At 35.7% G+C, this 12,680-nt stretch carries 15 protein-coding genes and 1 pseudogene; 10 read left to right on the forward strand and 6 right to left on the reverse strand.

What is annotated here, in order from left to right; genetic code table 11:
- Positions 1 to 176: 176 nt before the first annotated feature.
- The 3 genes from AC6BKE_RS18475 to AC6BKE_RS18485 all read left to right on the forward strand — a co-directional run bounded on the left by AC6BKE_RS18475 (position 177) and on the right by AC6BKE_RS18485 (position 2,588).
- Positions 177 to 557, forward strand: a complete 381-nt coding sequence (locus AC6BKE_RS18475; protein WP_499857625.1) for a GNAT family N-acetyltransferase — start codon at positions 177 to 179, stop codon at positions 555 to 557.
- A 107-nt stretch (positions 558 to 664) separates the two neighbouring features.
- A complete protein-coding gene (locus AC6BKE_RS18480; protein ID WP_499857627.1) occupies positions 665 to 1,318 on the forward strand; it encodes a DUF2306 domain-containing protein in 654 nt (217 codons plus the stop codon).
- Between the two features lie 232 nt (positions 1,319 to 1,550).
- Positions 1,551 to 2,588, forward strand: a complete 1,038-nt coding sequence (locus AC6BKE_RS18485; RefSeq protein ID WP_499857629.1) for a serine hydrolase domain-containing protein — start codon at positions 1,551 to 1,553, stop codon at positions 2,586 to 2,588.
- A 436-nt stretch (positions 2,589 to 3,024) separates the two neighbouring features.
- On the opposite strand, the gene AC6BKE_RS18490 is transcribed toward AC6BKE_RS18485, so the two are convergent.
- Positions 3,025 to 3,330 carry a hypothetical protein gene (locus tag AC6BKE_RS18490; protein ID WP_089933644.1) on the reverse strand — a complete coding sequence of 102 codons (306 nt, stop codon included), beginning with the start codon at positions 3,328 to 3,330 and terminating at the stop codon, positions 3,025 to 3,027.
- 212 nt (positions 3,331 to 3,542) lie between these two features.
- Here AC6BKE_RS18490 and AC6BKE_RS18495 point away from each other — a divergent pair, with 212 nt between their 5' ends.
- Entirely contained in the window at positions 3,543 to 4,067 is a 525-nt protein-coding gene (locus tag AC6BKE_RS18495) for a GNAT family N-acetyltransferase (RefSeq protein ID WP_499857631.1), read from the forward strand.
- 28 nt (positions 4,068 to 4,095) lie between these two features.
- Here AC6BKE_RS18495 and AC6BKE_RS18500 read toward each other — a convergent pair whose 3' ends face one another.
- Positions 4,096 to 5,265, reverse strand: coding sequence for a Ger(x)C family spore germination protein (locus tag AC6BKE_RS18500; RefSeq protein WP_342545187.1), 1,170 nt, complete (start codon positions 5,263 to 5,265; stop codon positions 4,096 to 4,098).
- A 145-nt stretch (positions 5,266 to 5,410) separates the two neighbouring features.
- On the opposite strand from AC6BKE_RS18500, the gene AC6BKE_RS18505 reads away from it, so the two are divergent.
- Positions 5,411 to 6,205 carry a PhzF family phenazine biosynthesis protein gene (locus AC6BKE_RS18505; protein WP_036126117.1) on the forward strand — a complete coding sequence of 265 codons (795 nt, stop codon included), beginning with the start codon at positions 5,411 to 5,413 and terminating at the stop codon, positions 6,203 to 6,205.
- Between the two features lie 326 nt (positions 6,206 to 6,531).
- Here AC6BKE_RS18505 and AC6BKE_RS18510 read toward each other — a convergent pair whose 3' ends face one another.
- Together AC6BKE_RS18510 and AC6BKE_RS18515 are read right to left on the reverse strand one after the other, a co-directional pair.
- On the reverse strand, positions 6,532 to 7,908 hold the full coding sequence (locus AC6BKE_RS18510; protein ID WP_058844454.1) for an MATE family efflux transporter: 1,377 nt from the start codon (positions 7,906 to 7,908) through the stop codon (positions 6,532 to 6,534).
- Positions 7,909 to 7,928: 20 nt separating this feature from the next.
- A complete protein-coding gene (locus tag AC6BKE_RS18515) occupies positions 7,929 to 8,408 on the reverse strand; it encodes a DUF6530 family protein (RefSeq protein ID WP_036126112.1) in 480 nt (159 codons plus the stop codon).
- A 289-nt stretch (positions 8,409 to 8,697) separates the two neighbouring features.
- Here AC6BKE_RS18515 and AC6BKE_RS18520 point away from each other — a divergent pair, with 289 nt between their 5' ends.
- Positions 8,698 to 9,000 carry a hypothetical protein gene (locus AC6BKE_RS18520; protein WP_139149525.1) on the forward strand — a complete coding sequence of 101 codons (303 nt, stop codon included), beginning with the start codon at positions 8,698 to 8,700 and terminating at the stop codon, positions 8,998 to 9,000.
- A 454-nt stretch (positions 9,001 to 9,454) separates the two neighbouring features.
- Positions 9,455 to 9,793, forward strand: a complete 339-nt coding sequence (locus AC6BKE_RS18525) for a hypothetical protein (RefSeq protein WP_036126110.1) — start codon at positions 9,455 to 9,457, stop codon at positions 9,791 to 9,793.
- 326 nt (positions 9,794 to 10,119) lie between these two features.
- On the opposite strand, the pseudogene AC6BKE_RS18530 reads toward AC6BKE_RS18525, so the two are convergent.
- A pseudogene (locus AC6BKE_RS18530) lies at positions 10,120 to 10,215 on the reverse strand (flagellin); the annotation flags it as partial.
- Between the two features lie 346 nt (positions 10,216 to 10,561).
- Positions 10,562 to 10,705, reverse strand: coding sequence for a hypothetical protein (locus AC6BKE_RS18535; protein WP_499857634.1), 144 nt, complete (start codon positions 10,703 to 10,705; stop codon positions 10,562 to 10,564).
- Between the two features lie 200 nt (positions 10,706 to 10,905).
- Between AC6BKE_RS18535 and AC6BKE_RS18540 the strand changes: the two genes are divergently transcribed.
- From AC6BKE_RS18540 to AC6BKE_RS18550, 3 genes are all read left to right on the forward strand, one after another.
- Positions 10,906 to 11,343, forward strand: coding sequence for a hypothetical protein (locus tag AC6BKE_RS18540; RefSeq protein WP_036126107.1), 438 nt, complete (start codon positions 10,906 to 10,908; stop codon positions 11,341 to 11,343).
- Between the two features lie 90 nt (positions 11,344 to 11,433).
- Positions 11,434 to 11,949: a matrixin family metalloprotease gene (locus tag AC6BKE_RS18545; RefSeq protein WP_271913334.1), complete on the forward strand. Its 516-nt coding sequence runs from the start codon at positions 11,434 to 11,436 to the stop codon at positions 11,947 to 11,949.
- 51 nt (positions 11,950 to 12,000) lie between these two features.
- Complete coding sequence (locus AC6BKE_RS18550) at positions 12,001 to 12,582, forward strand: hypothetical protein (RefSeq protein ID WP_271913336.1); 582 nt, start codon at positions 12,001 to 12,003, stop codon at positions 12,580 to 12,582.
- Positions 12,583 to 12,680 lie beyond the last annotated feature (98 nt).

Raw genomic sequence — 12,680 nt, forward strand, 5'->3', positions numbered from 1 at the left:
TTTAGTAGTTAGATGGAGGTGCTTTTAATGGAGAGAGACGGTTGGTCAGGAGCTGAATTCATTAGATAAACAACGGTTTCGTATAGATAAAATAGGTGACTATTAAAATGGTAGAACATGATAGTAATTGACACATTATTCAATGACTACTGATAGAAATAGAGAGGTAGCGTTTTATGAAACAAATTCAATCAAGCAATATCCAACCCGAAGTGAAAGTACTATTATCCTATGCCACTTCAGACAAGAAAGTAGCTAGAGAGTACCAATTATATATGGAAAGTCCAGAAAGAGAGTTATATGGCTATAGCATCGAGCAAGACATGGTGGGGTGTATCGGAATCGCAAAGAGGGATGGAAATCACTGTGAAATTAAACATCTTGCTGTATCACCAACGAATCGTGGAAAAGGGATTGGACGTGAGCTGATTCGATATTTGAAAGAACACTATTCATTTTCTACGATTTATGCAGAAACGGACGAAGAAGCAGTCCATTTTTATAAAAATATTGGGTTTCACATTACAAGCTTAGGTGAAAAATACCCAGGTGTGTAGCGTTTTGCCTGCCTTTACAACTGCACTACTAATAGTCTGTAACGGCTATTTTTATGTCAGAGCGTAGTCAATTGCAATATTAGGTTTCAAAAGAAAGGAGCTACAGAATGAGAAAAAAATGGTGGTTTATTGTAAGTGGCTTGGCGATAATGATAGCGGGCTATTCGGTCGTTCAATATATCGTATTCCATGCACAACAGGCTGGGTTTGTTCAATTAAAGCTCATGCTTAGCGCTACATTGAATTCCTTTTGGTATAGTATGCTTTACATTCATATCATTTTTGGTGTATTAGCCCTCGTAATCGGCCCTTTTACATTGTCCTCCACCTTAAGAGAGAAAAATATGAAACGTCATAAACGATTAGGTAGCATCTACATGGTTAGTATTTTGTTCGGTGGTGTGGCAGGACTTTATTTAGCATTTCACGCAACTGGGGGATGGGTAGCACAGCTAGGCTTCGCTTTATTATCTATAGGCTGGCTCATCACAATGTTTCAAGCACTAGCTAACATTAAAAAAAGAAACATCCAAGGACATCAAAAATGGATGCTAAGAAATTATGCTTTAACCTTTGCGGCAGTGACATTGCGAATCTACCTCCCCTTATTTACTGTATTATTTGGCTTTGAAAATTTCCAGTATAGTTATGCCGTCATCGCGTGGTTATGTTGGGTGCCAAATTTATTCGTGATGGAATGGTATATTCAGCGCAAGCTTCATATTTTTATAGACAATCCACATGTAACAAAGACGACTTGATTTGCAATAGATTAAAGAGAATGTAAAGCATAGTGAATTCAATAATCACTAGTAATAATTTCTGTGCTTGTAAAGATAGGATACCAGCAATTGACCCTTTAGCCATTCCTCAGTATGCACAGCCTTCTCCTCATAATTATGCGAATATTCTCGACAAGGTAACAGTAGTAGAGTATTGTTTTAGTAAGAGAAGTTATTATTTAGTTACTTTGGAGAAATAAGGGGAATGACTATGCATACAAAATTGCAAAATATTATAGTGGACATACAACAGAATCTTGATTTTTCGGGAACAATTCTAGTGGAAAATCAAGAGAAGGCTGCCTTAGTCAATCAAAGCTTTGGCTATGCAAATCGCTCGGAGCAAATTGAAAATAACACAAAAACGCGTTTTGGTATTGCATCTGGCTGTAAACTTTTTACTGCAATTGCTATTTGTCAGCTTATCGAAAAAGGAAGGCTTTCTTTGGATAGTAAACTAAGTGACTGTTTAAACCATCATTTTAAGCATTTGGATGAGCAGATTACTATTGAACATCTGCTAACGCATACTTCAGGAATTGCAGATTATTTTGATGAGGAAGAAATGGAGAATTTTGAAGAATTATGGGTTGAAAATCCAATGTATCAACTTCGAACATTGCGTGATTTCTTACCTTTATTTCAGGATCGACCAATGAAGTATGGAGTAGGGGAGAAGTTTCATTACAACAATGCCGGGTATATTTTATTAGGCTTAGTTATTGAGCATATTTCTGGTATGAACTTTTCTGACTACATGCAAAAAAATGTATTTGATCCAGCGAATATGAAGGAATCGGGCTATTTCTCGTTAGATTCTCTACCATCTAATACCGCAATAGGATACATAGATAACCCGGATGGTACATGGAAAACAAATATCTACTCCTTACCTGTAAAAGGAGGTTCGGATGGAGGAGCATTTGTAACGGCGAAGGATATGTCAAGGCTGTGGCACGCGCTGATGAACTTTGACCTTTTAAGTGAAGCTGTCACAACACAACTGCTAACACCTCATGTTGAGATGAATGAAAGTGATAGTTACGGGTATGGTGTATGGATTAAGAAAAACAGTGACCAATCTATTTTAAAATATCATGTGATGGGATATGATCCAGGTGTGTGCTTCCATTCAGCTTATTATCCTGACTGCTCAACCAAAGTAGTTGTCTGTTCAAATAAATCGAGTGGAGCTATGAACATCATGAAGGGCATAGAAGCAGCATTATTATCAGCTCAAACCTTATAAAATAAATAGAGCCTATGTGGAAACGGCTCTAATGTTTAATAGCATTGGTCGAATATCGCCCTTGTGTGTAAGTGCTTTTTCTTCTCATTACCTATGAAGCTATTGACTGCTTGCGAGTGTATAACTAATACTCCAAACAATTAATATAAAGGTTATTATGACAATCCTCGATTCAGTCGTTGTCGTGTATTGTCCCTTACTGAATTTTTTGAGTAGCTTAATAAGGTAATAGCTAAACAAAAAAGCGTAGAGGGGCATTAAATAAAAATTACTAAAGAAAAAGAACATTTCCATAGCTGAACAACCTTTCTTATCTTTATTAAAAATTACAGGATTATTGTGCAAACTGATTAAAAAGGAGCTACTTTAATAAGTAGCCCCAAATTTGTTAATATTAGTATATTATTTTGTCTCTATTCCTGCAATCGCTACATTCTTATGGATCGCTATGTTTCTGTTTTTGGAATTTCTTTTGTTTGTAGGTAATATAAGATGTTTTCAATGAAGCGTAACTACCAATGGCTGCGTAGCCATAAAACCAGCCCATGAAAAGCCCAGCAAGAAGGTTGTGGCGATGGCTGATGAAAATGGAAATGAATAAGCCGACGATTAATGCAATGGTCGGAACCCAAAAAGGTTTGATATGACCCAATTTCTTAATTAGTTGCGTAACAATCATCACGACAGGGACTGCAATGACGGCATCCCAAAAATTTGTATGTATTAGCGGAAAATGCTCCATACCTCTCACCTCAAGTAGACTGACTTAGAACTTATTGTGGACATGAAGTAAGATTTTATGCAAAAGGAGATGAGGAGCGCTTGTAGGAATAGGCAACCAAAAGAACATGATAATTAGCTTTGTCCTTTTAAGTGTCATCAAATGGAAATAGAGATTGAAATAGTTCGTCGAAAAAAATTTGTTTAACAAATCCATGATTAAAGAGGTATGCTATGTTTCCTATATTACAAACTGAACGATTAGTATTAAGAGAATTAGGGAGTCCTGATGCACAAGCTCTTCTTGATTGCTTTTCGAATCCTGAAGTTTTGCGCCATTATGGGCAACAACCCTTAACGCGCTTAGTACAAGTGCAACAAATCATTAAAAATTTTGCAAACCATTTTACCGAAAAACGTGGTATTAAATGGGGTATTGCATTAAAAGAACAAGAAGGCATTATTGGTACACTTGGCTTTCAAGAGTGGTCAATGGAGCATCGAAGAGCAGAAATCAGCTACGCACTATTTCCTGACTATTGGGGAAAGGGCTATGCTCAGGAAGCTGTGAAAAGAGCCATTTCCTATGGTTTTGAAGAGATGGATTTAGTACGTATTGGTGCTATTGTTTTTACAGAAAATGAAGCTTCTCAGCTACTATTGCAAAAAATAGGTTTCGAACAAGAAGGATTATTAAAAAAATATATGCATCAAAACAATATGCCACATGATACATATATGTATTCACTCATAAAATAAAAATTTTTTTAAGACCAGATTCCCTAAGTTAGGGCTTCCGGTCTTTTTTTATAGTTTCTGTGAATGTTTTGCGACCTGGATTGATTTTAGCTACTTCCACATGAATTTTACTGATAGAATCCTCTGTTAATGGAATTTTTCCATCCTTTTCTAACCTTTTCCATGCTTTGACGTTGTCCCGATAAAGAGACTCTGATAATCGATAGATATCAACATCTAATTTTAAGCCTTCATTGAAGGTTTCATGGATTTCCTTTTTCACCTGTGTGATTATATGTTTTTCCAGCTCTTTTTCCGTTGTTTTTCCTTTAAAGCCATTAATGGTCGCATTGATTTTTAATTCGACTTCAAATGAAACATCTTCCTTTTTGATATGTGGTTTCACATCGACATGAATTTTTTCAATACTCACGGTTAATTCTTCCTGACCATTTGTTTTTAATTGGAAGGTAATCTCACCGCGATTTGTATAGTTATGCATCCATTGATTGCCTCTTGCTGCATTGTCTTGCAAAAATCCTTTAAAGCCATCTTTTGATAGGACACCAACCCCTGAAAAATAAGTTTCTTCTGTTCGATCCTCATCTGTTTGCCAATCTTCTTTAATGGACACATATGGGATGGTCACTTCATGGCTTGGTTCATTTAAACCAATGACGATATCTCTTATATTTTTGGGTTCAACAAAGGTTTCTTGTTCAGTTGGGTTAATCGGGTTACTTAATTTTGATGAGGACAAAGAATTTCTTAGGATGGGTGTGACAAGCAGCACTTCATCTACCGGATTTTTTGTACAGTACACCCAAATCTGGTACCTTGTATCGCGAAAACGTATCAATGTATCAATGACTGGAATAAAATGTTCATTTTCCATGGCCCGCTCTGAAAAGAGAAGAAACCTCATATGACCCCAAAATATTTCCTGATCGGAGGAGCGATACAATTTGTAAATCGCTTCTTCTACTGTTTTACCAGTGGCACGACCCACCTCCGCAGGAGCCACATCTGCACTGGGCTGAATCGATTTCGCAACATCGGCAAAATTAATCACCTGTAAATAGACAACATATTCATCGTTTTCATAGTCTACACCTACTGCATTAATATAGTACATTCTCTGTGGTTCAGTAATATCCCAGCATCCAGCGAGTAAGGTCGTCAATCCAATAATCATTAAAATTTTGAAATATGGTTTCATCGTTTCTCCACTCAAAAGCTCTACCATTGTATTTTATAATGTTAGCTTAGACAAAAGGTGGTTATTTTATAAAATGATTATTTGTTTGAGTGTGTATATTCAGCACTTGCTTGTTTGCGTTATGATGAGAGAAGAGGTGAATAAGATGACGACTATTTCCTATTCTATAATAAATACCTTTACAACAGAGCTATATAAAGGGAATCCAGCAGCAATATGTCTTGTAGATGCAGATGTTTCTGAAGAGACGATGCAAAAAATTGCACAGGAGGTACCTGTCCCGACAACAGTCTTTATTGAAAACAAACAGCTTGATTTTTCGATAAGATGGTTTACCCCAGAGACAGAAATCCCGATTTGTGGTCATGGCACCCTTGCTAGTGCTTTTTTGCTTTGGCAGCAGGGGATCGTGCCTAAGCATCAGACCATCACATTTCAATCAACAAATGGCCCTTTGCAGGCAAGATGGCAACAGGAGCGAGTGGAAATTGCCATCAAAACGTATCCAATTGATGAAATAGTGTGTCCTCCAGCATTGGAAGACTGGTTAGGAAGTAAACCGATCTATGTAGGGAGTACCGAATTGGATTATATCGTGGAACTAAGCAATGAAGACCTTATTGCACATTTCGAGCCAGATTTTTCTGCGATGGAACAATTTCCTGTTAGGGGGATATGTGTGACCAGTAAGTCGAGGGAAGAGGGCATTGATATAGTATCCCGCTTTTTTTCTCCAGCACAAGGAATTGACGAAGATCATGTTAATGGGTCTAGTCATGGCGCACTTGGGCCATACTGGTGTGAAAAACTATTGAAAAACCAGCTAGTAAGCAAGCAACTTTCCAAACGGGGCGGTATTTTATACGTAACACCCCAACGCGAAACAGTAGCGATAGCGGGTTCAGCCGTTCTCGTGTTGAATGGAAGATTAAGCATTTAAAAGCCGCTTAGATAAGAGAGATGAATGAAAGTTTACAAAAGGATTGTTATTTGCATCCTATTCATAAATACCAACGCCTTTTTGATGTTTGTCAATTTTTATCAACTGACGATGGTTTGCACTATTTGCAGGAAAGAACTAAAAAAATTTTAAATTGGTTGTAACTTTTCGCAATGCTATACGACTACTCTATTAGTAGAATACAAAAAACTAAAGCAAAATAGTAACATTCACTTTTCACAAAATGACCAGGGCTCAATTTCTGAGTGCCTGGTTATTTTGTTAGATACAAAAAGGACATGCATTTTTTGCATGTCCCGTGTCATTTATTCGCTAAGCATCGCTTTTAATGTTCGCTTTTGCCAGCCTAGCTTGAAGTAGGCATATTGCATAATGAAATGGACGCAGAAGGTAATTGGATAGGCTAACCAAACACCGTTTAATGCGAGTGACGTATGGTGGGACAAGAAGTACGCTAATGGCACTTGCACGACCCAAATCGTTATGACTAAGAAGATGGTCGGCCATAGTACGACACCAGTGGCACGCATCGTAGCGGAAACGGTTTGCGTATGTCCAAATATTAAATAGCTCCAAAAGGCGATATATAAATAATTTTTGGCAATGAGCACAGTATCATGTGAATCGATAAAGAAAGCCAAAATTGGCTCTGCAAATAGATACATGATGAGAATGATTGCGCCACCTAAAAGATAGTTAATACGCACACCCATTTGACGAATTTTTTTAATCATTTCTGTAGAATTCGCTCCTAAAGCCTGTGCTACGAAAACGGATGTAGCAATAGCAATACTCATCGCAGGCACTTGTGCATAGCTAGCTACCTGATTGACAACGCCATAAGCAGCAGTGGCATCAGATCCATAGGCATTGACAAAACCAATAACGGCAATTTCTGCAACTGAGATGGCAACCATACTAATACTTGATGGAATCGCTAGTTTTAATAATGATGTTAAAATATCTTTCTTTAATTTAAAATGCTGTAAGATGGATTTATCAAAACGTAGTAAATGCTTTGTTTTATGCAAATAAGCTAATAATAAAATCATGGTCACTAAGTTTGATAACACAGAAGCATAGGCAGCACCATTTAAACCAAACGCGGGTAATCCGAACCAGCCGAATACCAGCGGTGGGAGGAAGGCAATATTTAACACCACACTAATTACTAAAAAGAGAAAGGGTGTTTTCGAATCACCGACGCCGCGCATAAAGGTTGTATACACTAAATACCAAAACATAATGGGTAATGTGAAAAATAAAATTTGTGCATAGCTAATACTCATGTCTAAAATATTTGCTGGTGTTTGCATAAAGCGTAAAATCCATTCAATGAAAAAGCCGCCAAAGAGCGCCACGATAATCGATAAAATCGTAGTAAAGGCAAGGGTTACCCCAACTACCTCTTTCATCTTTTCATGATGACCAGCCCCAAACGTTTGCCCAACTAAAATAGAGCTTCCCGAACCTATGCCAATTGCGAAGGCCATTAAAAAGAAGAAAAACGGGAAAAATGCGGAAATGGCAGCGAGTGCATCGACACCTAAATTGCGCCCGACGATAAACATCGCAAATACTTGGCCGACAGATTGCAGTACATTCGCTAGCATCACCGGGATTAAGAAATTAAAAAAGGCCTTTCGTAGTTTTTTATCATCCTGTAACATTTGTTCATTCATCGTTAAAATCCTCTTGAGTTTTAATAACCCATTTCTTTTAAGATTCGTGATAGTGAGCGAAGGCGTTCACCGATTAGCTCACCATCATTATTTAATGCTTGCTGAAAAAGCTGAATATCCTCTTTAATTTGTTCATTTTCTGTGCATACTTCCACAGTCATAGCATCACCTTGTAAGCCTACTCGATTAATAACAGGGTTTGCTTCATCATATAAGTGCTCGTAGCGGTATGCATCCTTAAAATAAAGTTGTGTCTCACATACTAGAATAGCGAGGTCAAGCACACGATGGAGGGGTAGTTCTTCCGACTGACGTGACCATTTGCCACCTGTATGTCGCCAAACCTTCGCAGAAATATCAACCTTTCCTCGATCATTCCATTGTGCCAACCCAAGTGAAAGTCCTTGTGTATCAGTTTGATAAGCTGTACGCCCATCGATATTGGCATAGTTTTCAGCAACGATTACAGGTTTATGTTTTAAATGTGTTGGAATTTTCATTGTTAAGCACTCCTTGTTATTTGAATTTAGTAATTTAGTAAATTACTGCTTTAGTAAATTTAGCATTCACCTAAACAGAAGTCAATAGAAATGGCAGTGTAACTTTTTCTGCTAGGCTAAGTCTAATATGTAAGATGATGGAAAGGGTGATGTGATGAAGGGCTATCTGCGGAAGTTTTTGTTTTGTATAGTATGTCTCGTAATAATACCTGTGAACACTGTCGCAACAACTTGGGTCTATCCTTTCGTAGTTTGGGATGGTTATATATATGAGGTAACGGAGGAGAAAGTGCACGCAGTTGAGAATGAAATAGGAAAGGTAACGAAGTATTCAGATATGGAGCAACATGGAGGCAATTTTTCAAATGCATATCCAAAAGGAACCAAGTACTTTGCGATAAAGGGAACCGATACAAAGGTCGCCATCGCGGTACAAGTTGACAAAGGAGCATACCTTAAAGCGGTGAATGATGGAGAATATACGTATCAACGTAAAGCAAACATTGCCTTATATCTTTATAAAGCATTAGGAATCCTCGCCCTGTTCATCGTTATTTATCTATTGTTCACGAGTTTACGCAAGAAGCGTTAAGCTAGCAAATTCGTACTTTATGTAGGGATGTTGCTTCTCTATACAAGAAAACGATTATTGCTACTTTGCTTGTTTTTTGCGGTATCGTATTTTTGAAGGAGTTTAACTTTAAACGGTTCAAAGAATAACAGAAGTATGATAAACGTGAAGGGTTAATTTTTTTCAAAATTCCTTCAAAAACCTGTAACCTTTGCAAAGCTGACACGACTACTGTAATAGTAGAATACAAAAACTACAGCAAACTAGTAAGTTTCACTTTTCACAAAAAGACCAGGACTCTGTTTTTCGAGAGTTTCTGGTCTTTTTGTGTGCTGGAAATAACACCGTTTTATAGTTTATGTTCTTAAAAAAGGGATTTCTTAATCTCTTATTGACAATATATTTATAAAAATGAAACTTTTCCTAGTAAACATGCGTAAAACTAGTAAAAGAACAAGGAAGGGAGCTCTTAAAAATGCGTTGGAAACACTTTATTATGATGGTTATTGCCTGGATTGTGGAGATAGCGTTAACCTATTGGATTGCCACAATGTTCTCTGTTCGATTTATAGAAGTGATGTTTTTCACTGGTGTTGCCTTTACGTTAGGCACATTCTATTTTTCCAGCAGTGGTGGAGCCATGTCTAGGCTTTATGCATCTCAGGTCAGTGCACAAACAGGAATCATTCATGAGCGAGAACGATTCCAGGTAAAACTTGGTCCCATGTTTAAAGCCTCGTTCATATTTTTCCTCATTGGTTTGGTGTTCTTTATTTTACTTGTAACAGGCATCATTCCACCTCAAAGCATGTAATATCTTGTGTAGGTTTGATTTAACTGCTCTTATACCTTTAAAGCTTCAAATAAAAAGTCGGCTATTCCTTATCGGAGTAGCTGCTTTTTATTATGCACAATTTTTCTTAAAAACTTATTCTATTCCATTTTTACTATAGTTTTATGTGAGGTGTTAAAAGGGGAGTTCAAAATTACAAATTCCTGACTGAGGTAATACTTGGTTAGATTAGAATATGTAGTTCAACATTTAGTGTAATTATCAATTGAATGTAAAAAAATCCTTACATTCTACCTCAACAATTATAAAATATTATTTGGAACTTGATTTGCTTGAGTTAATAACAATTATGATGCTTTTGTTATGATATTATTTTTAATGAAGAGCATCATTTCTTTAGCCATATCAGTATCACGTATTTGTGATTCAGCAGCTTGAAAATTTTCAGATGTGTTGAAGTTAGTATTTAAAAGCCGCTTCTAAGCGATTTTTGGATAGTAACTAGTTTTGAATGTTCGTTCGATAAAATTTCTGTGGAATTATCGAGGGAATTTAGGGAGGTGGTTATTGCATTTAAACGAAATTAAACAGCTTTATTATGCATTTTCAGTATCACTAAGTGATACACCTGTAAGATAAATTTAATCCCAAATCCGTATTCTTGAAAATCTTGTCATTCTTAAGTAATCCAGCTTTGGACCGTATGTACTGATCACGATATACGACACTTAGAAAAATTCCCCTTAATCTTCTTCTATACCGAGAATGTGGCGTCTAAAATCTTTTTTTCTAATTTTCGTTTACAATTCTAGTTCTAACATTATTCAGAATTGCTACCCCAACAGCTAAAACTGTAGCAGCAGTACTTAATCTACCAATAATCTTTTCATCATTTTCCTTTAGGTCATTAAAAGAATCAATAAGCCCGTTCATATCAACATTTTTCCATAGTATGAATATCCATGAAGCAGAAATAACTAAATTACCAAATCACAAACCTTATCTCGTTCAGTCGGCTCCTTGCTTCTTCATATGCATTTAAATTACAAAAAAATAATTATATGGTAAAATAAGTTGATAAACGGAATATAAGACTTTTTCTTAATTTCAGAATACTAGTTTGGAGGGTTTATATGAAAGGCATAAAGATAAGTATAATTACTTTATTTATTATCGTATTTGTGTTGATTATCATGTTACTTAATGCTGGTCCCCCTAAGCCAATTGTATTGTCAGGAAATAATAAGATAACAATAGTACAAGGTTCTTATTGTTGGAAAAAAATAACTGGCACTGAATGTGTTGATAAAATTTCACCACCAGAAATTCTTGATAATAATAAAATTGTCCCTTTTTCAGTATCCCCTCAAAGTAAAATAAAAATCAATTTTAAGAAACAACCTGAAAAAGTAGAAGTTGAGAAATGGATGAATAACGATGAAAGCGAAAAAGTAATAGTGGAAGATAATAGTATTTCTGTACCGAACGAAAAAGGCAAGTATATATATATTATCTCTGGAAGATGGGACAAAGGGAGTTCTTCTTATATCTTTAGTATAAAAGTAAAATGATACCAAATTACCCTTTATATTGTATTTTATTATGTTTATAATTTATGTGTGTTTGTTCCATGAATGTAAAAATAAAGGGGAGTTGGTAAAATGAAGTGGAAATTTAAAGGCTTTTTAATTATGCTATTACTTTGTGTTGTATCTCTACCAATTACAGCTGATGCTTATCAATTACTAGGATTTAAAAAGAAGGATAATTTAGATTTGTATTACAATATTAGTCAAGAGCTAATTGATATGGGTTATAAGCAAGATATTCTAAGAGGATTTACTGCGTGGCATTCAACTAATAAAGTTAAGTTTACTAAAGAGGTCTCGGTTAGTGGAAATGTTAATGTTGATTATGTAAATAGTAATTATGGTGATGCATATGCTACTCATCGTAATGGTTCCTCTACTTTATCAAACATAACAATGTATAAATCATGGAAGGGATTAGATCAAACTCGTAGAAGGGAAACTGCAGTTCATGAAGTAGGGCATGCTTTAGGTCTTGATCACACTCAAACAAAGAATAATTCCATATCTGTTATGAGGACAAAGGGTTTTAATGATAAAGACTGGCCGTTACAAGACGACATTGATGGTATAAAAGCTTTGTATTAATTACATACGGCTATTACTCACACAAAAATTGTCGACAAAGGGGCAGGTAGTATGAAAAATAGAAAGTTTCAAGTGTTTAGCTTTTTTTTAGTGTGTTTTTGTTTAATATTCTTTATAAGCATTAAAGATAATAAAAAAATAGAGACTATTAATTTTGAAGGTAAAACTCTAGGTTTTGATAATTTAGAAGAGATGGAAGAAGCATCACCTGTAATTGTTCTTGGTACAAAAACAAAAGAAAATGATACTGAAGTTTTTAGATCAGACATTAATAACGATGTAATTGGTGGATATACTAAATCAAGTTTTTTAATTTCAGAAGTTTATAAAAATAACGATAATAAAGAAGATATAAAAACAAATTCTCAAATTACTGTGTCAGAAATGGCTTTTTATGATAAAGAAACAAATGCTATGTATACTGTGAATGATTATGAGAACATGGAGTTTGATAAAGAATATTTACTATTTTTGGTTCCAGTAGATGATGGTATGTATGCCCCTAGAGGTGTAACTACTGGTAAAGTGCCAATGTTTGGATCTAACTCTTCTCTTAACTCTTTAAATACTGTAGATAGTGATAATTCTGATCTAGCCATTATGAGAGATGCACAGCTTAAGTATAAAAAATAATAAAATTTCGTGGTCTACTAAAATGTAGCGTATTTATATCATTTAAAAATAAGCAGCCTATGAGTGAAGTGACCCCTAAAAGTTAGACACGGTTATTT

The organism is Lysinibacillus sp. COL-1 (genome assembly GCF_059814265.1).